This window comes from Amycolatopsis sp. NPDC088138 (assembly GCF_044741685.1).
Classification (GTDB): Bacteria; Actinomycetota; Actinomycetes; order Mycobacteriales; family Pseudonocardiaceae; genus Amycolatopsis.
Genome location: NZ_JBIUTB010000013.1, coordinates 41,978 through 63,435 on the forward strand (window position 1 = coordinate 41,978; position 21,458 = coordinate 63,435).

At 70.1% G+C, this 21,458-nt stretch carries 22 protein-coding genes and 1 pseudogene; 9 read left to right on the forward strand and 14 right to left on the reverse strand.

The features are described from left to right. The first annotated feature begins 10 nt into the window (after positions 1-10). From ACIOD2_RS49590 to ACIOD2_RS49610, 5 genes are read left to right on the forward strand one after another with little or no spacing between them, the layout of a single operon-like run. On the forward strand, positions 11-1,363 hold the full coding sequence (locus ACIOD2_RS49590; protein ID WP_400553091.1) for a lysine N(6)-hydroxylase/L-ornithine N(5)-oxygenase family protein: 1,353 nt from the start codon (positions 11-13) through the stop codon (positions 1,361-1,363). Continuing rightward, a complete protein-coding gene (locus ACIOD2_RS49595; protein ID WP_400553092.1) occupies positions 1,360-1,716 on the forward strand; it encodes a cupin domain-containing protein in 357 nt (118 codons plus the stop codon). The genes ACIOD2_RS49590 and ACIOD2_RS49595 overlap by 4 nt, the downstream gene beginning before the upstream one ends. Continuing rightward, positions 1,713-3,161: a class I tRNA ligase family protein gene (locus ACIOD2_RS49600; protein WP_400553094.1), complete on the forward strand. Its 1,449-nt coding sequence runs from the start codon at positions 1,713-1,715 to the stop codon at positions 3,159-3,161. Before ACIOD2_RS49595 ends, ACIOD2_RS49600 begins: the two co-directional genes overlap by 4 nt. Beyond that, positions 3,158-3,865 (forward strand): thioesterase II family protein, encoded by a 708-nt coding sequence (locus ACIOD2_RS49605; RefSeq protein WP_400553095.1) that lies wholly within the window; start codon positions 3,158-3,160, stop codon positions 3,863-3,865. Before ACIOD2_RS49600 ends, ACIOD2_RS49605 begins: the two co-directional genes overlap by 4 nt. A 2-nt stretch (positions 3,866-3,867) precedes the next feature. After that, a complete protein-coding gene (locus tag ACIOD2_RS49610) occupies positions 3,868-5,205 on the forward strand; it encodes an MATE family efflux transporter (protein WP_400553096.1) in 1,338 nt (445 codons plus the stop codon). A gap of 54 nt (positions 5,206-5,259) precedes the next feature. On the opposite strand, the pseudogene ACIOD2_RS49615 reads toward ACIOD2_RS49610, so the two are convergent. Continuing rightward, positions 5,260-6,153: pseudogene (locus ACIOD2_RS49615) on the reverse strand (EamA family transporter); the annotation flags it as partial. Positions 6,154-6,159: 6 nt separating this feature from the next. Next, positions 6,160-7,446: a KamA family radical SAM protein gene (locus ACIOD2_RS49620; RefSeq protein ID WP_400553098.1), complete on the reverse strand. Its 1,287-nt coding sequence runs from the start codon at positions 7,444-7,446 to the stop codon at positions 6,160-6,162. 689 nt (positions 7,447-8,135) lie between these two features. Between ACIOD2_RS49620 and ACIOD2_RS49625 the strand changes: the two genes are divergently transcribed. Beyond that, complete coding sequence (locus tag ACIOD2_RS49625) at positions 8,136-8,306, forward strand: helix-turn-helix transcriptional regulator (protein ID WP_400553171.1); 171 nt, start codon at positions 8,136-8,138, stop codon at positions 8,304-8,306. A 150-nt stretch (positions 8,307-8,456) separates the two neighbouring features. Continuing rightward, the gene (locus ACIOD2_RS49630; RefSeq protein WP_400553099.1) at positions 8,457-8,918 is read left to right on the forward strand and encodes a VOC family protein; all 462 of its coding nucleotides are present in this window, start codon (positions 8,457-8,459) and stop codon (positions 8,916-8,918) included. A 72-nt stretch (positions 8,919-8,990) separates the two neighbouring features. Here ACIOD2_RS49630 and ACIOD2_RS49635 read toward each other — a convergent pair whose 3' ends face one another. Together ACIOD2_RS49635 and ACIOD2_RS49640 are read right to left on the reverse strand one after the other, a co-directional pair. Next, entirely contained in the window at positions 8,991-9,983 is a 993-nt protein-coding gene (locus ACIOD2_RS49635; protein ID WP_400553101.1) for a helix-turn-helix transcriptional regulator, read from the reverse strand. Positions 9,984-10,499: 516 nt separating this feature from the next. After that, positions 10,500-11,186, reverse strand: a complete 687-nt coding sequence (locus tag ACIOD2_RS49640) for a class I SAM-dependent methyltransferase (protein ID WP_400553102.1) — start codon at positions 11,184-11,186, stop codon at positions 10,500-10,502. A gap of 45 nt (positions 11,187-11,231) precedes the next feature. On the opposite strand from ACIOD2_RS49640, the gene ACIOD2_RS49645 reads away from it, so the two are divergent. Beyond that, a complete protein-coding gene (locus tag ACIOD2_RS49645; protein ID WP_400553103.1) occupies positions 11,232-11,663 on the forward strand; it encodes a MarR family winged helix-turn-helix transcriptional regulator in 432 nt (143 codons plus the stop codon). 518 nt (positions 11,664-12,181) lie between these two features. Beyond that, positions 12,182-12,709: a hypothetical protein gene (locus ACIOD2_RS49650; protein WP_400553104.1), complete on the forward strand. Its 528-nt coding sequence runs from the start codon at positions 12,182-12,184 to the stop codon at positions 12,707-12,709. 28 nt (positions 12,710-12,737) lie between these two features. Here ACIOD2_RS49650 and ACIOD2_RS49655 read toward each other — a convergent pair whose 3' ends face one another. From ACIOD2_RS49655 to ACIOD2_RS49700, 10 genes are all read right to left on the reverse strand, one after another. Next, entirely contained in the window at positions 12,738-13,919 is a 1,182-nt protein-coding gene (locus ACIOD2_RS49655; RefSeq protein WP_400553105.1) for an ABC transporter permease, read from the reverse strand. Between the two features lies 1 nt (position 13,920). Beyond that, entirely contained in the window at positions 13,921-14,625 is a 705-nt protein-coding gene (locus ACIOD2_RS49660) for an ABC transporter ATP-binding protein (RefSeq protein WP_400553106.1), read from the reverse strand. Then, positions 14,622-15,674, reverse strand: a complete 1,053-nt coding sequence (locus tag ACIOD2_RS49665; RefSeq protein WP_400553108.1) for an efflux RND transporter periplasmic adaptor subunit — start codon at positions 15,672-15,674, stop codon at positions 14,622-14,624. The genes ACIOD2_RS49660 and ACIOD2_RS49665 overlap by 4 nt, the downstream gene beginning before the upstream one ends. Next, positions 15,674-16,156, reverse strand: a complete 483-nt coding sequence (locus tag ACIOD2_RS49670; RefSeq protein WP_400553109.1) for a hypothetical protein — start codon at positions 16,154-16,156, stop codon at positions 15,674-15,676. Before ACIOD2_RS49670 ends, ACIOD2_RS49665 begins: the two co-directional genes overlap by 1 nt. Before the next feature lie 82 nt (positions 16,157-16,238). Beyond that, positions 16,239-17,462, reverse strand: a complete 1,224-nt coding sequence (locus ACIOD2_RS49675) for a sensor histidine kinase (protein WP_400553111.1) — start codon at positions 17,460-17,462, stop codon at positions 16,239-16,241. 19 nt (positions 17,463-17,481) lie between these two features. Further along, positions 17,482-18,135 carry a response regulator transcription factor gene (locus ACIOD2_RS49680; RefSeq protein WP_400553112.1) on the reverse strand — a complete coding sequence of 218 codons (654 nt, stop codon included), beginning with the start codon at positions 18,133-18,135 and terminating at the stop codon, positions 17,482-17,484. A 74-nt stretch (positions 18,136-18,209) separates the two neighbouring features. Next, positions 18,210-18,932 (reverse strand): hypothetical protein, encoded by a 723-nt coding sequence (locus ACIOD2_RS49685; RefSeq protein WP_400553113.1) that lies wholly within the window; start codon positions 18,930-18,932, stop codon positions 18,210-18,212. 117 nt (positions 18,933-19,049) lie between these two features. Next, positions 19,050-20,171 carry an FAD-dependent monooxygenase gene (locus ACIOD2_RS49690; RefSeq protein WP_400553114.1) on the reverse strand — a complete coding sequence of 374 codons (1,122 nt, stop codon included), beginning with the start codon at positions 20,169-20,171 and terminating at the stop codon, positions 19,050-19,052. A 37-nt stretch (positions 20,172-20,208) separates the two neighbouring features. Continuing rightward, positions 20,209-20,592, reverse strand: a complete 384-nt coding sequence (locus ACIOD2_RS49695) for a hypothetical protein (protein WP_400553115.1) — start codon at positions 20,590-20,592, stop codon at positions 20,209-20,211. Continuing rightward, positions 20,589-21,398 (reverse strand): alpha/beta fold hydrolase, encoded by an 810-nt coding sequence (locus ACIOD2_RS49700; protein ID WP_400553116.1) that lies wholly within the window; start codon positions 21,396-21,398, stop codon positions 20,589-20,591. The genes ACIOD2_RS49695 and ACIOD2_RS49700 overlap by 4 nt, the downstream gene beginning before the upstream one ends. Between the last annotated feature and the right edge of the window lie 60 nt (positions 21,399-21,458).

Below are 21,458 nucleotides of genomic sequence, written 5' to 3' on the forward strand. Positions count from 1 at the left end.
GGGAGGACAGATGACCACGTCACCGGTTCGGCGCTACCGCCTGCTCGGCGTCGGGTTCGGCCCCTCGCACCTGTCACTGAGCGCGGTGTGCGAGTCCACCCGCGACCCGGCCGTGGGTGCGCGCGTGCACTTCCTCGAGGCGAAGCCGGAGTTCGCCTGGCATCCGGACATGCTCCTCGACGGCGCCCGGATGCAGGTGGCCTTCCTGAAGGACCTGGTCACCCCGCACGATCCCACCAGCTCGTACACCTTCGCCAACTACCTGGTGCACAAGGGAAGGCTGGAACAGTTCCTCAACCTCGGCACGCTGCACCCGACCCGGCGGGAGTACGCCGACTACTTCCGGTGGGCCGCCGAACGGCTTGCGCACTACGTCTCCTACGGCTGCGCGGCCCGCCGGGTGCGCCCGGCCGCCGGCCGCGACGGCGTGGTCACGCATCTGGAGGTCGAGCACCTCGACCGGCGGGGTGCGCCGCGCACGGTGCTCGCCGAGCACCTGTCCCTGGCGCCTGGCGGGCGGCCGAAGATCCCGTCCGGGGTGGCACCGGCCGCGTTGGCGAGCGGCGCGGTGTTCCACAGCAGCCGGTTCCTCGACGGCATCGCGCGGTTCCGCCGGCGGGACCCCGCGATGCCGTACCGCTTCCTCGTCGTGGGCGCGGGCCAGAGCGCCGCGGAGATCTTCCGGCACCTGGCGGGCGAGTTCCCTTCCGCCCGGGTCACCCTGGCCCACCACGGTTTCGCCCTGCAGCCCGCGAACAGCAGCCCGCTGGCCAACGAGATCTTCAACCCCGAGTCAGTGGACCTGTTCCACGGCGCCGAACCCGCTCGGCGCCGCGCGATCCTCGGCGAGCTGCGGATGACCAACTACGGGGCCGTCGACGACGAAGACATCCGCTCCATCGCCGGGCTGCTCTACGACCAGCGGGTGCACGGCGGCGACCGGCTGCGGCTCCGCCGGCTCACCGACCTCGCCGGCGCGTCGACGGACGACACCGGCCTGGTCCGGGTCGTTCTGCGCGACCTGCTCACCGGCGGTACCGCGCACGACCGCTACGACGGGGTCGTGCTGGCCACCGGGTACGACTTCCGGGAGGCCCGGGACCTGCTGACCGGCATCGAGCCCCACCTGGTGAGGGACGCCGGCGGGGCGCTGCGGATCCGCCGGGACTACTCGGTGGAGACCACCGAGCGCTTCCGGCCGAAGGTGTTCCTGCACGGCGCCGCGGAGCACACGCACGGCCTGTCCAGCACTCTGCTGTCGGTGCAAGCGCACCGCGCCGCGGACATCCTGGCCGCCACCTTCGGCGACCCCGCCGGCGAGCCGACTCCCCTCCCGATCCACCTCGAAGGAGCCGACAAATGACCAGCATCCAGATCCAGCGTCGCGCGGAGGCAGTGACCCGCGAGGAGTACGGCTGCGTGTTCCGCCGGATCCTGCCGTGGGGGCACACCGGCCCGTCGGACACCGGCCTCGGTGTGTGTGTCGTCGGGCCGGGCGCGGTGTCCACCCCGCACTCGCACGTCGACCACGAGCAGTTCTACGTGGTGCGCGGTGCGGGGCTGGTGCACGTCGACGACGAGGTGACCGCGATCGCGCCCGGAGACGCCTTGGTCGTGGCCTCCCGGCAGGTGCACTACTTCGAGAACCACTCGGCGACCGACGAGCTCGAACTGGTGTCGGTGTGGTCCGCGGGACCGTTCGGGTCGCGGCCGTGAGACGCTTCCTGGTCACCGCGACCCCGCCGACCACCAACGGGGACCTGCACGTCGGTCACCTGTCCGGACCCTACCTCGGGGCCGACGTGTTCTGCCGCGCCCAGCGGCTGCTGGGGCACGAGGCGCTCTACGCCAGCGGCGGCGACGACCACCAGACCTACGTGGTGACCACCGCGCAGGCGCTGAACCTGGCCCCGGCCGAGCTGGCCGCCCGGTGCGGCCGGGACATCCGGGAGACGCTGTGCCTGGCCGGCATCGACATCGACGCGTTCACCACCGTGGACGAGGTGTACCTGGCCCGCGTGCGGGCGTTCTTCACGAGGCTGCGCGATCGCGGAAAGCTGGTCCGTCGCAAGTGGACCTTCCCCTACTGCGAGCGGACCGGGCGGTACCTGCTGGAGGCGTTCGTCAACGGCTACTGCCCGGAGTGTTTCGCCACCACTTCCGGGGCGATCTGCGAAAGCTGCGGGCACCCCAACGATCCCGGCTCGTTGCTGTTCGGCGTCGGCACCGGCGCTCCCGCGCGGAGCCGGGTCCGGCCGCGCGAGGTCGAGATCCTGGTGCTGCCGCTGGAGCAGTACCGCGAGCAGATCTCCGGGTTCTTCGCTCGCCGCCGCGAAACCATGCGGCCCCGGGTGCTGCGGTTCGTCGACGAGATGCTGGCGCGGCCGCTGCCCGACTTCCCGGTCACCTACCCGGCGGACTGGGGCGTGCCGGTGCCGTTCGCGGGATTCGCCGGGCAGGTGTTCAACGTGTGGGCGGAGATGCTGCCCGGCCTCATGCACATGGCCGAGGTGGCGCGGGTCCGGCGCGCGCCGGACTCGAGCGCGGGCGTGTGGGCGCCGGACTCGGGCTACGAGCTGGTGCAGTTCCTCGGCTACGACAACACTTTCTACTTCTCCCTGGCGCACCTCGGCATGAGCTTCGCGCACGGTGACCTGCTCGCGCCGACGGCCATCGTCACCAACGAGTTCTACCACCTCGACGGCGCCAAGTTCTCCACCAGCAGGCGGCACCTGGTGTGGGCCCGCGACCTCGTCGGCACGCACGGGGCCGACAGCGTGCGGTTCTACCTGGCCCTGGACAACCCGGAGCAGCAGAGCGCGAACTTCACCGAGCCGGAGTTCCGCAAGACCGTGGCCACCCGGCTGTGGGAACCGCTGGCCGCGATCGAGGCCGCGGGCGGGCCGGCGGCCGAGGGCCCGGAACCCGCGTTGCTGTCCCGCTACCGCGACCGCATGCGGCGCGCCTACACACTGGAAACCTTCAGCCTGCGCCAGGCCGCCGAGTCCACCGCGAACCTGCTCGCGCTGCTGGCGGCGCGGGCCGGCACCGACCCGGCCCTGGCCGGGCACGGGCTGCGGGCGATCGCGGAGCTGGCGGCACCGCTGCTGCCGGGGCTGGCGGCGCGGCTGCGCGACGGCACCGGTGAGCGTCCGGGATGAAGCTGTTCTGCCTCCCTTACGCGGGTGGGTCCGCGCGCGTCTTCGCCGATTGGCCGCAGGAGCTGCCGGCGTCGATCCGGCTGCGGCCGCTGGAACTGCCCGGCCGGGGCGTGCGCCACCGGGAACCGCCCGCGACCGACCTGCCCGCGCTGGTGCGGGACCTCGCCGCGATCGTCCTGGCGGAGGCCGGCGAACCCGTGGCCGTGCTCGGCTACAGCTTCGGCGCCTTCCTCGCCTTCGAGCCGGCACTCAGCCTGGAGCAGGACCACGACGTCCCGGTGCGGCACCTGATCACGGCCTCGGCGCGCGGCGCGGTGCGCCCGCCCCGGCAGCCGCCCGGTCCGGTCCGGGGAACGCGGGAGCTCCGTGACCGGCTCGCCGCGATGAACGGGACGGCCCCGGAAGTCCTTCGGAGCGACGAGCTGATGGAGATCATGCTGCCGGTGCTGCGCGCCGACTTCGGCATGTCCGACCGCTACCACTACCGCCCCGGCCCGCTGCTGAACTGCCCGATCACCGCGTTCGGCGGCGCCCGCGACGCGGCTGTGAGCCTGCCGTCCCTGCTCGCCTGGCGGGAGTGCACGAAGGGCCGGTTCCTCGCGCACCAGATCCCGGGCGACCACTTCTTCCTCCACACCGCGCGTTCGCGGTTCCTCGGCCTGGTCGCCGGCGAACTCGGGCGGCACCGCACGACCGAGGGGTGACGATGAGCCGGCAAGCCGACGGAAAACCCGCACGCGGGGCCCACGACCGGGAGATCCTCCGGCTGGCGGTGCCCGCGTTCGGCGCCCTGGTCGCCGAACCGCTGTTCCTGCTCACCGACTCCGCCATCGTCGGGCACCTGGGCACCGCCGCGCTGGGCGGACTCGGCGTCGGCGGTCAGGCGCTGGGCACCCTGCTCAACATCTGCGTGTTCCTGGCGTACGGCACCACCGCGGCCGTGGCGCGGCAGGTGGGCGCCGGCAACCTGCCCGCCGCGATCCGCCAGGGCGTGGACGGCATCTGGCTGGCCGTCGGCATCGGGCTGGCCGTGCTCGTGGTCGGCTGGCCGCTGACGCCGTGGATCGTGCACGCGTTCGGCGCGTCGTCCGCGGTCGCCCCGGCGGCCGTGACCTACCTGCGGATCAGCCTGTTCGGCGTGCCCGGCATGCTGGTCACCCTGGCGGGCACGGGGGTGTTGCGTGGTCTCCAGGACACCCGTACGCCCCTGGTGGTCTCGGTCGGCATGTTCGCGGCCAACGCGGCGCTCAACGCCGCCTTCGTGTTCGGGTTCGGCTGGGGGATCGGCGGCTCCGCGCTCGGCACGGTGACCGCGCAGACCGTGGGCGGCCTGGTGTACGGCCTCGCGGTGCTGCGCAAGGCACAACGGCAGAACGTCCTCGTGCGGCCGGACCTCGCCGGGCTGCGCCTCGCCGCGAAAGCCGGCTTCAACCTGGTGATCCGCACCTTGTCGCTGCGGGTCGTGCTGGTCGTGAGCACCGTGGTGGCCACCAGGATGGGCGACGCCGAGATCGCCGCGTACCAGGTGGGTTTCCAGGTGTGGTGGCTGCTGGCACTGGCGCTGGACGCCATCGCGGTGGCCGGGCAGGCGATCACCGGCCGCTACCTCGGCGCCGGGGACGTCGGGCGCGCGCGGACGGCCACCTGGCGGATGACCCAGTGGGGACTGGCCTGCGGCGTGGTGTTCGCCCTGCTCCTGCTCGCCACCCGAGGACTGCTGCCCGCCCTGTTCACCACCGACCCCGCCGTGCGGGCGCAGTTGCTCGGCAGCCTCCTCGTGGTGGCCCTGCTGCAACCGCTCGCCGGTCCGTTGTTCGTGCTCGACGGCGTGCTGATCGGTGCGGGCGACATGCGGTTCCTCGCGGTGGCGGGCGTGCTCACCACGGTGGTGTTCCTACCCTGCGCGCTGCTGGTATTCCTGCTCGGCGGCGGGCTGGTAGCCCTGTGGCTCGCGATCGGGGTGTGGATCCTGGCCCGCCTGACGACGCTGGTGTGGCGCGCCCGCGGCACGGCCTGGCTGATCACCGGAGCGGTAGGCGGCTGACACGTCGACCAGGTGGGTACGCGCCATGCCGGTCTGGGCTGCGAGCAGCCCGGCGAGGAGCAACGCCGTCCCGGACACCTGCGGAAGCGACAGCCGCTCGCCGAGCAGCAGGGCGGCCAGCACCGCCGCGACCACCACCTCCAGCGTCGCGAACTGGCTCACCACCGCCGGAGCCAGGTGCTGCTGGGCGCTCACGCCGGCCAAGTACGCCAACACGGTGCAGACCACCGCGATCCAGCCCAGCAGCACCCAGGCCGGCACCTGAAACCGGCCGATTTCGGCGTGGCCGTGCCACGCGAGGGCGAACGGGAAGGACGTGACCGGCGAGAGGACGTCCAGGGCGACCGCACCGACCGTGGTCCCGAGCGCGGCCAGCGCGACCGGGCCGCGCGATCGCAACCCCCGTTCGGAAAGCAGGAACCGCGCGGTCAGCGCCCCGGCCGCGCCGACGCCGGCCAGCACGCCCATGACGTCGAGCCGGAAGCCCGACCACACCTCGACGACCAGCATCAGCCCGGCGACCACCGCGCCGACCCCGAGCCAAGCCCGCCTCGCCATCGTCACGCGACGCACGAACCGCACCCAGAGCACGATCATCACCGGTGCCAGGTACAGCAGGACGAGCGCGATCCCGACCGGCAACCGGCCGACGGCCACCGTGTAGAAGGTCTGGTTCACGCAGAACGCGAGGATGCCGAACGCGGCCACCGCCGCCCAGTCACCGGCGCGGACCACCAGTTGCCGTGGGACGGTGACCACCGCGAACGCCAGCAGCAGCACCATGGCGACGCTCATCCGCGCCTGGGCTATCTGCAGAGCGGACAGACCCGTCGTGGCCAGTGCCTTGGTGGCGGGCGCCCCGCTGCCGAAACAGCACGCGGAGGCCACGGCCCGGACCACGCCGCCCACGGCCTTCCGCCTTGTCGGTGGTGCCAGTGTGTGCAGCATCGACGTTCAGGAGTTCTCTTCGATGAAGGTCTTGTCGTTGCTTCCCAGGGGAACCAGCTCGTCCCACCACTGGGCGGCCGGATCCCACTTCGCGTGGAACGGCCGGCCGACCAGGGCCGGATCGCGCGCCTGCAGGAAGTGCAACGCGAACGCCCTGCCGTGCGGCAGGTCGACCACACCGTTGATGACCACCTTGCCCGGGGTGGCCGACATGACGGGCCCACGGGCCGTGCGCGCGAGGCCGGACACCTGGCTGATGGCGTCCCGGTAGATCTCGTGGGCCCGGGTCAGCGGAAGCCCGAAATAGTGCTGTGCGCCGGTGTCCCGTTCGACGAACATGTAGTACGGGTGGATTCCGGCGTTGACCTGGTTCGTCCACATGCGAGCCCAGATCGCGGCGTCGTCGTTGACGTGCCGCACGACCGGAGCCTGTGAACGCAACTGTGCGCCGGTGTCCCTCAGCAGCCGCAGCGCGGTGCGGGTCAGCTCCGGCTCCAATTCCCTCGGGTGCGAGAAGTGCAGCATGAACGCGAGCTGACGACCACTGTCGACGACGCTTTCCGCCAGCCGCAGCAGTTCCGCGGCATCGGCACCGCCAGCCACCCTCGCCGGGTGGAAGGACAGCGCCTTCGTGCCGATCCGGATCGTCCTGATGTGCTCGAGTCCCGGTCGCAGCAGCGCGTTGACGTACTGGGCGAGCCGATCGGTCTTCATGATCAGCGGATCGCCGCCGGTCAGCAGGACGTCCGTGACCTCGCGGTGATCGCGAAGGTACGCGGACATCTCCTCGGGGCCGTCCACCGCGAGCTTCAGCCCCGGCTCCCCGATGAATTGCGCCCAGCGAAAGCAGTAAGCGCAATACGAATGACAGGTCTGCCCCTGCCGGGGGAAGACAAGGACCGTTTCCGCGTACTTGTGCTGCAGACCCGACTGGTCCTGCGGCACGTTGCGGGTGAGCTGACCGCCCGGATGCGGGTTCAACCGCGACCGCACGTCGGCGACGACCTGCCGCAGCCGGGCCGGCTCGCCGAGCGCCCGTTCGACCAGCCCGAAATCCGCCGCGGTGAGCATGTCCCGATGCGGGAACAGCAAGCGGTACAACGGGTCTTCCGGCGCGGCGTGCCAGTCGATCAGGTTCTCGACCACGTGCGCACTGACCTTGAACGGCAACACCCGCCCGACCACCTCGACATCGCGGGCCAGGTCGTCACCACAGCGCGTGCGGACCAGTTCCACCATTCGCCTGCCGGAAATCGAGTTCACCGCACGATCGGTCGATTCGATCGTCGTCATGATCTTTCCGCCCGGTGTGGCGCGTTGGCTCTGCGCATGATTCTCCCCCTGGAACGATGTCGAAATCGCGGGCTGTTTTCGGCGACTTCGCGGCCGGCAGGCCACAGTGATCACCGGTCAGGAAATCATGCCTCGTCCCGGCTGGAGCCGGATCGGTGATCGTTGCCCACATTGGCCGGATCCGCTACCCAGGTTCGGTGGCCACGCATGCCGGGCCGCGACGTCGGCGGACTGTCGACCGGCAACTCGTTCCTGACTGGGCAGTGCCGGTCGCCGTGTGACCGGATCAGCCGCCGGTCCTTCGCACGGTGCAGATCCGGGTGTGGAAGCACATCCCGAAGGGCCTGGCATTGGCTGCCGAGTGCGTGCCTGTCGTCCATCTCGCCGACCTCCAAAAGGGCTATCAAGCCTGTCAAGGGGGTAGCCCGCGCGCACACTCACCACTCCCAGAGACCGGCCCCCTTGACAGGCTTGATCGGGCCCACGCCAGGTCGAGGGGCTGGACGTAGAGGCCCCACTAGGTGGTCATAACCACGCTCGGCGCAGATGAGAATGGGTGTCTGCAGCCGGGCATCACGCTAATCACGAATTTGGCACGGGCGAACGAAGCCGCTCAATGGCACTCTCTGTGCAAATCCAACTCGACAGGTCTCATTTCCATGGTTACGCGAGATGGTTCCGGCGCAATGATGACACTCGAAGAAGTGTGCGCCGAACTGCGAATAAACCGATCAACGTTCAACGACTGGCGCGCGAAGAAGTGCGCACCGACGTGCTTGAAGCTGCCCAACGGGAAGGTGCGGTTCCGGCGTTCCGAGCTGGACCGCCGGCTGTCCTCGCGCGCGGAGGTGACTGCGTGATGGAAACGACATTCGATGTCTGTATCCGGGACATGCGCGTGAAGATCGGGCGCCCGCGCAAGGGCGGCAAGCCGGGGAAGACGTCGTACGTCGTGCAGACACGCCTAATCCGGACAGGTTATGTCCAGTATTCAGGATAGCGTCGTGATCATGACAACGAACACCGTCCAACTGGCCTCCGTCCGCGTGATCACCAACGACCTGCCGCAACTCGTCCGCTTCTACGAGGTCCTCACCGGCGCCACCCCGCAGTACCTGACTGACGACTTCGTTGAGCTGGTGACACCGTCCGCGACATTCGCGCTCAGCACGCCGGAGCGAGTCGCTTTCATCGCGGACAACCCACCGCGAGCGGCCGCCAACCGCACCGCCATCGTCGAGTTCGTCGTGGAGGACGTCGAATCCCTGCTTGCCCTCATGAAGACCGAACTCGGCGACGACCTCGACATCGTGCAGGCGCCGACGATGATGCCCTGGGGCAACATGTCTGTTCTGATCCGCGACCCCGAAGGGTCACTCGTCAACCTCTACACGCCGGTCACGCCGCAGGCGCTGCAACTGCAGCAGAACCGGACACCCAAGATGCCACCGCCCACCAACAACGCGGACTGACCACAGACGCAGGCCTGCTTCGCGATCGGGTGCTCCTCGTGCCGTTGGAGTCCGTGCGAGCGCCACGCGGTCCTAGCCCGAGTCACCGCTGGGATCGACGGTCGCCGCGGCGATCAGCTTCTGTCCCAGCGCGGCAACGACCCCGTGCAGAGCTTTCGGCTGCTCGATGACGAACGGTCGATCGAGAGCGGCCAATCTTCCCGCGACCCATTCCAGACGTTCCGCACGTACGAAGATTCTCAGCCAGTGGCCATTTCCGGCGACGCCGGCTACCGGTTCGACCGACGCCAGCGTCTCCGGGAACAACGCTCGCACATGCATTGCGTCAGCGTCGACGAGCACTGACACCTCATGTCGCCCGGGACCCGCCGCGAGCGGTCCCACAACCCGCTGCACCGGGTTCAGGTCATCCGGCACCTCGAACGTGCCCTCCAGCAGGCGCAGGCCGGCGATGCGGTCCAGGCGGAACGTCCGCTCCGCCTGGCGCCCGACGTCGTGGCCGGTGAGGTAGAGCAGCCCGTGCATGGCAACGATTCCGTGCGGATGAACGGTGCGTAACCGTGCACGCCCGTGCCGCGGCATGTAGTCGAAGGCGATCGGACGCCGGTCTCTCGCCGCCTGCGCCAGTCCGAGAAGCACTTTCGCGCTTGCTTCCTCGCCACCCCCGGTGCGCTCGGCCTCGCCGATCCGACCGTCGGTGAAATTCACGGTTTCGACCACTGCGTCGATCTGTCGTGCCAGGGCCGGGGGCAGTACCCGGCGCACCTTCGAGGTGGCGGCCTCCACGTCACCGATCGTGGCCGGCCCGGACCCCGGCCGGCCCGTCAGCAGAAGCCCCCAGACGACCGCCAGTGCTTCCTCGTCGGTGAGCATCAACGGAGGCATCCGGTAGTGGCGCGCCAGTCGGTAACCGCCGTAACGACCACGCACGGAATCCACCGGAATGCCGAGGGCGCGCAGGTGCTCCACGTAGCGGCGCACCGTGCGTCCATCCACGTTCAGCCGCTCGGCCAGCTCAGCAGAGGTACGGGTGCCGCCGGACTGCAATAACTCGAGCAACGTCAATACCCGAGCTGTCGGTCGTGCCACGTCACCCCACACCATGATCGGGCTGACAGCACGTTGACGCCCTAATCGGGGACGCATCCATGGGGACTGCCAGGCCCCGAAGTCCGGTACATCCCGCCCCCGGGGCACCGACCCGATACCGCCACACGGTCCCCTTGAGCGTCAAACGATGATCGTTCCACGGGCGACCCGCCCGCACACCAGGACTGGGCCGCACCGGCTCGATCAACGCCCACAACTCATCAGAAAACACCTCAGCGCGCACTATTCGCCCATCCTCGGCCCGAGAGATCACATAATTAGGAGACACGCCCTAGTCCAAGTTCAGCAACAGCAACACGCCGTGAACCCCGGTACGACAGCACCCTTTGGGGGCGCACTCGTGGGTTGAACACCGAGAGAACATGTTCTTGCCGCCCCGGTGCCCGTCAGGTGCGGCTGCCGGCGCATCGCCACGGTGACGCCGGCAACGGTGGTCTCGACCGAAGGCAGTGTCTCGGTGCGACGTTGTGCTCAGGACAAGTGTGCCGACAGCAGCCAGGCCGGTGTCGACTTGCGGCCGTTGCCCTCGTTCCGGACATCGCCGCCGGCGAAGTCCGCGAAGTCGGGAAAGTTCTCGGGGACGTTGGCGTGGATGCGGGCCGGCCGGATCTCGTCGATCGTCCAGTACGCGCCCACGACCTTCCGCAGTTCCGCCGCGGAGACGGGGTTGACCCTGCCGGAGGGCACGGTCGCGCTGTCGAACACCAGCACGAAATAGGATGCGCCGGGTGCTGCGGCGCGCACGATCGATTCCTGGTATCCCTGACGCAGCTCGACCGGCATCGAGTGGAACAAGGTGCTGTCGACAATGGTGCCGAAACGGCCGTCGTAGCCGGTGAAGGTGCTGATGTCGGCGAGCGCGAAGCCGGCGTTGGTCAAGCCGCGCCGGTCGGCTTCCGCACGTGCGAGCTCGATCGCGGTCGGCGACAGGTCCAGGCCGACGGTCGTGAAGCCCCGCTCGGCGAGGTAGAGCGACGTTGCGCCCTCGCCGCAGCCGGCGTCGAGGACCTCACCGTGGAATGCGCCCGTGTCGATGAGCGCGGCGATCTCGGGTTGCGGTTCGCCGATACTCCACGGCGGCCGGAAGCCCTGTCCCATCTCGGGCGCTTGACCTCGATAGGCGGATTCGAACAACGCGTCGCTGGATGAGCTGGTCATGCCTCCAGAGTGTCAACCAGGTTGATATATGTCAACATGGTTGACATGGAAGACGTCCGGGACGAGCCGCTCGGTTACCTGCTGCATCGGGTCACCGCGGCCTTGCGCGCCGAGGTGGCCACCACCGTGCTCGAGCCGTCGGAGCTGGCGGCGCCCGAGTACCTCTGCCTGCGGATGCTGTCGCAGTCGCCGAAGTCCAACGCCCAGTTGGCCCGCGAGGCTCAGGTGTCGCCGCAGGCGATGAACAAGGTGGTTCTCGCGCTGCAGGATCGCGGTCTGGTGGCGCGACCCGCCACGGTGTCGTCCGGGAGGTCGTTGCCTGCCACGTTGACGCGCGAGGGTGTGACCGTGCTTGCGCGCCTCGACCCCGAGGTGGCCGAGGCCGAGGATCGGGTTCTGGCAGAGCTGGACGAACACGATCGGCGTGAGCTCCGGCGGCTCCTCGTCGCGGCCGGCCGGCTGGTGTCCCGGCGGTGATCCCATCGGGACACCACGCAGCGGTCACACGAGCGCCGCCGCCCACATCCTCATTGCAGCAGAAGAGGGTGTTCACCCGGCATGCTGTCAAGACAACCCATACCGCCTGGGACGAGTGGCGGGGGCCAGCTGAGAAGCAGCTCAGCGCGGTGAGGCGCGCCAGCCGTGTTCCAGGATGGCGAACGCGGCTTCGACTGTGCGGGCCGGGTCTTCGGAGCGGATGGCGAGTGCCGAGGTTTCTTCGCTCTCGATAGGCCCCGTTCCCACCGACTGGATGGCGCCCTACCGGCAACGACTGGCAGCCGGCGACGACTACGGCGCGTTCGTCCACTTCATCCGGGGCGCGGGCGGCGCACCACGCATCTTGACGAAGTTGCCGCATTGGTACCTGCGCATCGCTTTCAGAGGGCGGAGCTGGCAACGGATGCAACCGCTGCTCGAGACCAACCTGGTCGAGCACCAGCAGATAACCGCCCAAGCCGGGCACCTTGCCGCGTTCGGAACGGTTTCCGCCCCTGGTGTTGCTGCTGCGTGGCGGCCGCACAATCGGGGCCGGGTCATTCGGCCCTCTCCGCGACACTCTGCCGAACGCCACGCTCGAGACCATCGAAGGACTCGATCACTTCGGTCCGGAAGGAAAGAGCGCTCCGCTTGCCGCCCAACGGGCGCTGGACTTTGACCCACATGATGTCCGGCGTGAAAGCGCTGAGGATTCGAAGCCCGAGACCGGTCTGGAGGAGCAACTCGTGGCGCAGCTGACCAAGCGGCTGGTGGAGTCCGCGCTCGAGGGTGAGGTCACCGACCATCTCGGCTGTGACAAGCGCGACCCGGCTGGCCGCGGGACGGGCAACTCACGCAACGGCGCCTTCAGCCCGGGTTACACCGCTCGTTTGACAAACCCGGGTGGGCGCAACGCCATTCTCGGAGATGCGCCCACCAGGCGGTCACACGCAGGGCGTGAACGTCGAGACGTTGATCGCTGGGCTCCAGCCGGCGCTGTCATGTCGAACGGTGAGCCACTCGGTGGTCTGGATGTTGCACGATGACGGCCAAGTGCATCGGGAACGACGCCCGTCAGGTCGTCGCCAAGGCCTCGGTGGGGGCGAGGCGGGCGGCGCGGATCGCCGGGTAGAGGCCCGCTGTCGCGCCGATGAGCACGGTCGCGCCGACGCCGCCCGCGAGGACCCACCCCGGCACCACGGTCGGCCACTCCTGCGTCTTGGCGTACACCCCGGTCACCAGGTAGCCGAGCAGCGCGCCGGACGCGCCACCGATCAGTGACAGCAGCAGCGACTCCGCGACGAACTGGGTCCGGATCTGGCCTCGGGTGGCGCCGAGCGACCTGCGCAGGCCGATCTCCGGGCGTCGTTCCAGTACCGAGATCACCATCGTGTTGGCGACGCCGATCCCGCCCACGAGCAGTGCGACCGCGCCCAGTCCGAGCAGCAGCGCGGTGAACGTCGCGTTCGTGGCACGGCGTGCCACCAACGCGTCGGACGGCTTCGACACCTGCACCTCACCCGGCGCCTGCGGGTCGGCCGTGGGGGCGAGCACCGCGCGTACCGCCTCGACCTGCGACTCCACCGACCGCGTGTAGACCTTCGTCGGATGCCCGTCGAAGCCCAGGTAGGTCGTGGCCGCCGGCCACCCCATGAGCACCGCGGAGTCGAGATCCGGCGCGAGGGGCAGCGTCCGCAGCACTCCGGCCACGACCCACCACCGGCCGCCGATGTAGACGGCCGGCACGTTCCCGAGTCGCTCGGCCGCCGTCGCACCGAGCACCACCGCCGGGTACCGGTCGGTCGCCGCGTTGAGCCAGGAGCCGTGGTCAAGCACGCCGCCGACCGCGTCGAGCAGGTCGAGCCGGGCCGCCTGCACGGACAGACCGCCCGACTGCGCCGCGGGGATCCGGTCGTTGCGGTAGACGTAGGTGCCGCTGAGCGCGCCGGTCGCGGTGGCCGACCGCACCGGCCCGATCCGGTTGATCATGGCGATCGACTCGTCGGGCAACGTGGCTTGTTCGCCGGACATCGTGGTGCCGGGCGACACCGTCAGCAGGTTGGTGCCGAGCGCGGCGAGTTCCTGGTCGAGGCCGGCGCGGCTGGAGGCGGAGATGCCGACCACGGCGGTCATCGCCGCGATGCCGATCGCGATGCCCAGCGCCGACAGCACGGCGCGCAGGGGGCGCGAGCGCAGGCCGTAACCGCCGAGCCGGGCCAGGTCCGAGGGGCGTAGCCGGGCAGGTTTGAGGGACATCTCAGATCACCTGCCCGTCACGCATGGACACCTGGCGTGGCAGGCTGTCCGCGATGTCGCGGTCGTGCGTGATGACCAGGACCGTCGTGCCGGTCTCGTGCAACTCGTGCAGCAGCCCCATCACCCCGGCGCCGGAGGCGGAGTCGAGGTTTCCGGTCGGCTCGTCTGCGAGCAGCAGCGGCGGGTCGCCGACGACGGCGCGGGCGATGGCGACCCGCTGGCGTTCGCCGCCGGAGAGCTGGTGCGGACGGTGGGTGAGCCGGTCGGCCAGGCCGACCCGCGCCAGCGCGGCCTCGGCGCGCCGTTCGCGGGCCCGTTTGCCGGCTCCGGTGTAGAGCAGGCCGTCGGCGACGTTGCCGAGTGCGTCGACTCCCGGTGCGAGGTGGAACTGCTGGAAGACGAAGCCGATGCGCCCGGCGCGCAGCGCGGACAGCTGCCGGTCGGACAGGGCCGCGACGTCGTGGCCGTCGATCCGGACGGTGCCCTGCGACGGCCGGTCCAGGGTGCCGATCAGGTGCAGCATCGTGGACTTGCCCGAGCCCGAAGGCCCGACGATCGCCAGTAGTTCGCCGTAGCCGACGACGAGATCGACGCAGCGAAGCGCGGTGACCCCACCGGGATAGGTCTTGGTGACGCCGGCGAGCTCGATCACCGGGCGGGCGACGGCCTCCACGACGGCAGGCACGGCGGTCGCGACGGGGTTCATGACGGCACCGTCACCTTCAGGCCGGCCCGCAACCCGGCCCCGGTGATCTCTACCTTGCCGTCGGCGAAGAGTCCGGTCTCGACGGCCACGATCCGCGTCGTGCCTCCGTCGGCGACCTGCACCCCGTACCCGCCTTCGGCGAGTGCGAGCAGCGCGACCACCGGAACGGCGAGCACAGCGGGCCGTTCGCCGGCGGTGAACGCCACGGTGACGGCGGCCGGGTTGGGGCTCTGGACCGGCGAGGTGAAGCCGATCGTCACGTGGATCTTGGTGGTGTACCCGTCGCCGTTCTCGCCGGGGCTCACGACCGTGACGACCTTGGTGATCCGGCCCGGTACGGGTTTGCCGTCAGACGTCGTGACCTGCACCGGGGCGCCCTGCTTGGCCAGGCGCGCCGAGGTCATGTCCAGCTCGACCGTGACCAGTGGCGTGGTGTCGGCGACCTTCTCGACCGCGGCGCCGGGCCCGACCACGGCTCCTACCTGCAGGCTGAGCGAGTCCACGCGCACGTCGCCGGTGGCGTAGACGATCTGGCCGGGGCCGACCGAGCCGGTCTTGGGGAGACCGAGGTCCTTCTGCCAGTGTTCGACCGCGGAGGCGGTCGAGGCGTCGTACTTCTCGTCGACGGTGAATCCCCGGTAGCCCAGTGCCCAGAGGTTCTGCTCGAATTGCCTGACGTCGGCGCCCTTGACACCCGCCGAAAGCGGGCGATAGGCGGGAAGCGAGCCGTAGAGCAGGGTGACCGGCTTGTTGTCGAGGCGGAAGAGCGCCGCGCCGTGGGTGACGGTCTCTCCTTCGGCCGGCAGCCCGGTCACGGTGCCGTCCTCGCGCGAGGAGACCGTCGTGGTGTCGCCGTGGCCGAGGGTGCCGCCGTGGTTCTCCCGGTCGGTGAGCGTCTGCTCGGTGATCTCGGTGGTGGTCGCCGGCGTCGTCGTGGCCGGGACGGGGCTGCTGGCGGCGTCCGGCAGGGTGACGACCGTGATCGCGGCGACCACGGCCCCGGCCGAGACCACGCCGGCGACCACGCCCGTGGTGCGTCGCGCACCCATCAAGAGTTTCCCTTGCTGTTCTTCGGCGCCGGCAGGTACTTCTGGCACTCCCGCATCGCCTTCTGGAAGGCCGGGTCGCCGGGCTCGACACCGAGCGCCCGCGAGTCGACCGTGATGGAACCGTTCGCGTCGGGGTCCGGGTACTTCGCGAATCCGTGATCCCGCATGCACTGCGACACCTGCTGGATCTTCTTGAGGTCCTCAGCGGGAAGCGGGCCCTGCCCGCCCTGGCCGGGCTGGTACTTCTTGCACGCTTCCTCGGCCTTCGCCAGCTTGCTCTGGTCGACGCCGTCGGGGTTGTGCACCACCAAACCGCCGTCGGGCTGAGGGTCGGGGTACCACGAGAAGCCCTGATCGCGCATGCACTGCGAGAACTTCAGCAGCGAAGCCTCGCCGTTGCCCGCCGGAGCTGAACTGCTGGTGGCGCCGGGGTTCGCGGTCACGACTTTCGGGTCCTGCTCCGCGGCGCAACCAGCTGTCACGGCCAGGAGCAGAAACGATGCGGAGATGGTCCACAGTGGACGTTTGTTCGTCGGCATGCGTGAAGTTCTACTCCACGACCGGTCACAGCACGGGCACAAGAACCGTGCTTTCCTCACCAGGAAACAGAACTCTGATCCGGAGGCCACCGGTCGGCCGGGCGCAGAGGGTCAGGTCCGCCGAGTGGGCCGCGGCGATCGAGTCGACGATGGACAGCCCGAGGCCGTGGTGACCGTCGTCGGCGGCCGCGCGGTCGAGCCGTTCGAACGGGCTGAGCAACAGCTCCACCGACTCCGGCGGAACGAGCGGCCCCGTGTTGGCCACCGACAGGAAGGCACGCCCGTCCTCGGTGCCCGTCGCCACCTCGACCCGCCCGCCCGCGACGTTGTAGCTCAGCGCGTTGTCGACCAGGTTGGCCACCATCCGCGCGACGAGCACGGGGTCGCCGGTGACGCGCGCGGGCATGACCTCCGCATCGACGGCCAGGTCGTGGTGCCGTGCCTTCGGTTCGGCCGCCTGGAGCACGTCGCCGGTCAGTCCCGACAGATCGACGCTCTCCCGGCGGTCCAGGCCGCGCTCGCTGGTCGCCAGGACGAGCAGTGACTCGAGGAGCCGGGCCTGCTGGTCGCTGACGACCATCAGCTCCTTGAACTGGGCGCGGAAACCCTCCGCCGTCGCGTCGGTGTCGAGGACGCTCTCTTCCAGCAGGGCGTGCTCCAGCGTCAGCGGCGTCCGCAGTTCGTGCGCGGCGTTGGCCACGAACCGCTTGTGCGACTCGAGCGCGGACTCCAGCCGGCCGAGCAGCCCGTCAACGGTGTCCGCGAGGCTCTTCACCTCGTCGCGCGGACCGGTGACAGCGAGCCGCTCGTGGACGTTCCGCGCCGAGATGAGCTGAATGGTGGCGGTCATGGTCCGCAGCGGCCGCAGCACCCGCCCGGCCACCAGCCAGCCGAGCACGACCGCGATGACCGACATGACGCCGAGCGCCACCCCCGACTTCACGAGCAGCTGATGCATGGTCGCCGCGTGCTGCTGGACGGCCTGCTCCTGGACCACCTCGGCGATCCGGCGCTCCGCATCGGTCAGCCGGGAGTCCGCAGGCAAGGCCTCACCCAGGATGACGCTGACACTCTGGTCGCCGGCGGACGACGTGGTGTGGGTGGACAGCGCGACGTTCGACCCGCTCTGCCCGACCAGCAGGTAGGTGATGGTCAGCAGCACGGCGCCGGAGAGCAGGAAGAGCACGCCGTACAAGAGGGTGAGCCGCAGCCGGACCCGCGTGCCGGACATCCGGGAGATCAGGCCCACGAGGACTCCTTCCTTCAGCTCAGATCCGGTAGCCGGCACGGGGAACCGTCTCGATGACGGGCGGCTCGCCGAGCTTCGACCGCAGGCGGTTCATGGTGGCCTTCACCGTCGTCGTGAACGGATCGGCGGCCTCGTCCCACACCCGTTCCAGGAGCTCCTCCGCGGAGACCACCCGGCCCTGAGCGGCCAGCAGGCATTCGAGGACCGCCAGCTCCTTGGGGTTGAGCGCCAGCCGCGTCCCGGCCCGGGTGGCGATCCGCCGAGCCGGATCCAGTGCCAGGTCACCGCGCGCCAGGACGGGTGGCACGGCGGGCTGGGCCCGCCGGCCGAGCGCCCGGATGCGCGCCACCAGCTCGGGATAGGCGAACGGCTTCGGCAGGTAGTCGTCCGCGCCGAGGGACAGCCCCGCCACCCGGTCGGCGACGGTCGCGGCGGCGGTCAGCATGAGCACCCGCGTGCGCAGCGGCTCCCGCATCAGCCGGCGGCACACCTCGTCGCCGGGCACTCCCGGCAGATCCCGGTCCAGGACCACCACGTCGTAATCCACCTCGACGGTCCGGTCGAGCGCCGCTGCCCCATCGAAGGCCACGTCGACCGCCATGCCCTCGCGCCGCAGTACCCGCGCCACCGACTGAGCGAGCCGCACGTGATCCTCGACCACCAAGACCCTCATCCATCGCCCTCCCCGCCCCCGAGTCGGGCTCCGGACCGAAACGCCAGCGTACGGGTGAGACGGTCACACAGGCGTCACAGCGACTTGACCGGATCCCCGTACACACGCGGAATACCGGGTGGTGGCGGGTTAGGGCGTGCCAGCGGCGTCGGGAAGGTGCTCGCGACGGCGAACTCGCAGGGCGTGCTGGTGTAGGTAGCCGGCGATGGTCCCCATGCCGCCGGGAACGGGAGTGAGCGCGGCGGTGGCGCCTTGCAGCAGCCTGGTGGCGTAGTCCACGGCCTCCTTGAGCCAGTCTGGGGTGCGGTGGCCACGTCCTGCTCGTTGAGGTGGCCGGGTGCGGCACCGGCGAGGAGTCGCGGGTAGAGAGGTGCGTGGGCGCCGACGCGGCGGGTGTCGAGTGCAGCGGTGATAACCGCCATGGCGTGGCCGGGTGCCTGTGTCCAGTGGCGGATCAGTTCCGGTCCTGCGGTCATCACCTGTGTGAAGCCGGCGTCGGGGGTGTCGAGCGTGGTCCGGATCCGGTGATCGGTGCCGGCGAGGTCCTTGGCGCGGCGCCCCTCGTCGGTGCTGAACGCGGCGGGCACGTGCAGCACGTCAGCCGGACCGAGCAGGCGCCGGTCGTTGGCATACGGGTCCGGCCGGTCCTTCTCAGGCAGCGCCACGCGCTTGCTGTGCTCGCCCGGCCGGCACGTCGCGACCAGCACGACCCCGGCCGCGATCAGCTCGCGGACCTGGCCGCCCGGCACGCCCCCGGCAAAGTCGAGGTAGTCCTGCAGCTCGTTCAGCCACAGCACCGTCCGCCCGGCCGGATGCGCGGCGACTCCCGCAGCGCCACCAGTCCGGCATCACCGCCTCGAACAGGGCGCGGGTCTTTCCGGCCGAGGAGTCTCCGGCCAGCAGCGGTCGTCGGCTCAGCTCCTGACGTCGGCCGCGGCCGCGAGGATCCGGTTGTTGCGGGCGTTGATGGCCTCCCGCGTCGCGGGCACGACCAGGTCCGCGCCCGCGCCCACACTCGCCTGTCCGGTGTGGACATAGGGGCGCTGCCGGGCTTCGTAGCGTTCGAACGCGACGGTGTGGTCGCCGTTCGCCCGGTCGAGCTCTTCGGCGAGGAACCAGGCTCCGGTCAGCGCGAGCGACGTGCCGCGTCCCGACAGACCGGACGCGGCGTGCGCGGCGTCACCGACCAGGACGATCCGTCCGGTGTGCCAGGTGGGCAGGTGGATCTGGCTCGCCGAGTCGAAGTACAGCTCGGGGTCGTCGCGGACGGCGTCGAGCAGTTCCGGGATCTTCCACTCCGGGTGCCCAGCGAAAGCGTCGATCACGATCTTCTTCTGCACGTCGAGGTCGTGGTAGTCGTAGTCGAGCAGCTCGGAGCGGAACATCAGCACGGCAAGCGCCTTGTCGTGGTACCGCGTGATGCCCGCCATGTGCCCGGGATAGTTGTAGATCGGGTTGATCCGGTCGTCCTGGCCGTCGGACGACGGCAGCTCGCTGAGGGCGACGTAGCAGCCGAGGTACTTCAGGTAGTCCCGCTCGGGCCCGAACGCCAGCCGCCGGACCGCGGAGTGCAGGCCGTCGGCGCCGATCACGAGGTCGAACCGGCCGGCGGCGCCGGAAGCGAACTGGACGTCGACTCCGTCGCCGTCGTCGGCCAGCGCGGTGACGGAGTCGTGGAACCGCACGGTCGTCCCGGCGGGCAGTTCGCCGGCGAGCAGGTTCGCCAGGTCTTCGCGGGCGATCTCGACGTCGTCGCCGGAGTCGCTGGTTTCGCTCACCGGCAGCTGGACGATCGGTTCGCCGTCCTGGTCCACGAACACGCTCCGCTCGGTCATGTGCACCCGCTGCTCGCGGATCCGGTCGAGCAGCCCCATCTTCTCGGCGATCCCGAGGGCGTCACCACGGACGTCGATCGGTGAGCCGTTGACGCGGAAGTGGCCGCTGCGTTCGATGACGGTGACCTGGTGGCCGCGGGTGGCGAGGTTCAGCGCCTGCGACAGTCCGGCCACTCCGGCACCGGACACGAGGATGTTCATCCGAAAGCTCTTTCCCTTTGGGTGAATGAGGTTCCACTCAGGCGTTCCGCCGGAAGCGGCCGAGTCCGTTGTGGACCCAAGGCTCTTCCGCCGCGTGCGGGGACGGCCCGAGGAGTTCGACGATCAGGTGCGTGGTCGGCGTGTCGCCGACGTTGCGGATCCGGTGGGGCCGCAGAGGCCCGGCCCGGCCGACGGCCTTGTAGAGCACGAACCCCGGTTCCGCGTCCTGGGTGATGCCCCACTCCGGTTCGCCGAGCTCCTGGCCTTGGGATCGGCCTGCCTCCGGCCAGAGCACGACGTGGTCGTGGTGGTGCTGGTGGAAGTCGAACATCCCGCCGGGGGCCAGCGTCATCGACCAGACGCGCACCCGGTCGTTCTCGAAGAGCAGGGTGTCGCCCGGTGCGGTGGGTGGCTCGGTCATTCCGGCCCTTCCCGGGTTCGGCTGCCGTGTTCGAGCACGAACCGGCGCACCAGGCCGGCGGTGACGTCCCGCTGTTCGAGCGTCAGCCCGTGCCGGCCGCCTTCGATCAGCTCGAGCACCGCCCCGGGGATCCGCTCGGCGAGCAGTTCCGCCGTCGTGACCGGGACCAGCGGATCGTCCGTCCCGTTGAGCACCAGGGTCGGCGCGGAGATGCCGCCCAGCCGGTCCGTGCAGTCGTGGGTGCGGATCGCGGCCTGACGGCGTTCCCCGAGCCCCGCCGACGCCGTGAGCAACGAGCGGACCTGCGCCGCCAGTCCGGGGTCCCGGCGCTGTCCGTCCGGGGTGAGCACCGCGTCGAGCATGAACGCCGCGCGCTCGGGCGGGCTCATCGCCATGACCTTCTTGGCGGTGGCGTCGGTGGCGACCGGAACGCTCGGTGGCGCCGAAATCAACGTCAGGCTGGCGACCCGTCCCGGGTGGTCGAGGGCCACGTTCATCGCGATCGCGCCGCCGAGGGACGCGCCCACCACGTGGGCCCGTTCCAGGCCGAGCGCTTCGATCAGGCCGGCGCAGTCCGCCGCCAGGGTTGCGATGGTGTAGGGATCCGGGCCGTTCACGGTGCCGCCCACGTCGCGCTGGTCGTAGGCGATCGCCCGGATCCCGGGCTCCAGCAGCGGGCGGAACAGGTCGAACTGGCGCAGGCTGCTTTCCCCGCCGTGCAGCAACACCACCGGCTCGCCCTCGCCCGACTCGATGTAGGCGACGGAGATCGGGCCGATCTCGATGTGCTCCGCTGCTTCGGTCATGGTTTCACCGTAGCACCTTATGCAACTTTTTGTAGCTTTAAGGCGGTGGGCTACCGTCCT

What these genes read in the sequence shown, in the direction of transcription:
- ACIOD2_RS49590 (WP_400553091.1), top strand. Translation starts at nt 11, where the DNA reads ATGACCACGTCACCGGTTCGGCGCTACCGCCTGCTCGGCGTCGGGTTC.
- ACIOD2_RS49595 (WP_400553092.1), top strand. Translation starts at nt 1,360, where the DNA reads ATGACCAGCATCCAGATCCAGCGTCGCGCGGAGGCAGTGACCCGCGAG.
- ACIOD2_RS49605 (WP_400553095.1), top strand. Translation starts at nt 3,158, where the DNA reads ATGAAGCTGTTCTGCCTCCCTTACGCGGGTGGGTCCGCGCGCGTCTTC.
- ACIOD2_RS49610 (WP_400553096.1), top strand. Translation starts at nt 3,868, where the DNA reads ATGAGCCGGCAAGCCGACGGAAAACCCGCACGCGGGGCCCACGACCGG.
- ACIOD2_RS49620 (WP_400553098.1), bottom strand. Translation starts at nt 7,446, where the DNA reads ATGACGACGATCGAATCGACCGATCGTGCGGTGAACTCGATTTCCGGC.
- ACIOD2_RS49625 (WP_400553171.1), top strand. Translation starts at nt 8,136, where the DNA reads ATGACACTCGAAGAAGTGTGCGCCGAACTGCGAATAAACCGATCAACG.
- ACIOD2_RS49630 (WP_400553099.1), top strand. Translation starts at nt 8,457, where the DNA reads ATGACAACGAACACCGTCCAACTGGCCTCCGTCCGCGTGATCACCAAC.
- ACIOD2_RS49640 (WP_400553102.1), bottom strand. Translation starts at nt 11,186, where the DNA reads ATGACCAGCTCATCCAGCGACGCGTTGTTCGAATCCGCCTATCGAGGT.
- ACIOD2_RS49645 (WP_400553103.1), top strand. Translation starts at nt 11,232, where the DNA reads ATGGAAGACGTCCGGGACGAGCCGCTCGGTTACCTGCTGCATCGGGTC.
- ACIOD2_RS49655 (WP_400553105.1), bottom strand. Translation starts at nt 13,919, where the DNA reads ATGTCCCTCAAACCTGCCCGGCTACGCCCCTCGGACCTGGCCCGGCTC.
- ACIOD2_RS49660 (WP_400553106.1), bottom strand. Translation starts at nt 14,625, where the DNA reads ATGAACCCCGTCGCGACCGCCGTGCCTGCCGTCGTGGAGGCCGTCGCC.
- ACIOD2_RS49665 (WP_400553108.1), bottom strand. Translation starts at nt 15,674, where the DNA reads ATGGGTGCGCGACGCACCACGGGCGTGGTCGCCGGCGTGGTCTCGGCC.
- ACIOD2_RS49680 (WP_400553112.1), bottom strand. Translation starts at nt 18,135, where the DNA reads ATGAGGGTCTTGGTGGTCGAGGATCACGTGCGGCTCGCTCAGTCGGTG.
- ACIOD2_RS49690 (WP_400553114.1), bottom strand. Translation starts at nt 20,171, where the DNA reads ATGAACATCCTCGTGTCCGGTGCCGGAGTGGCCGGACTGTCGCAGGCG.
- ACIOD2_RS49695 (WP_400553115.1), bottom strand. Translation starts at nt 20,592, where the DNA reads ATGACCGAGCCACCCACCGCACCGGGCGACACCCTGCTCTTCGAGAAC.
- ACIOD2_RS49700 (WP_400553116.1), bottom strand. Translation starts at nt 21,398, where the DNA reads ATGACCGAAGCAGCGGAGCACATCGAGATCGGCCCGATCTCCGTCGCC.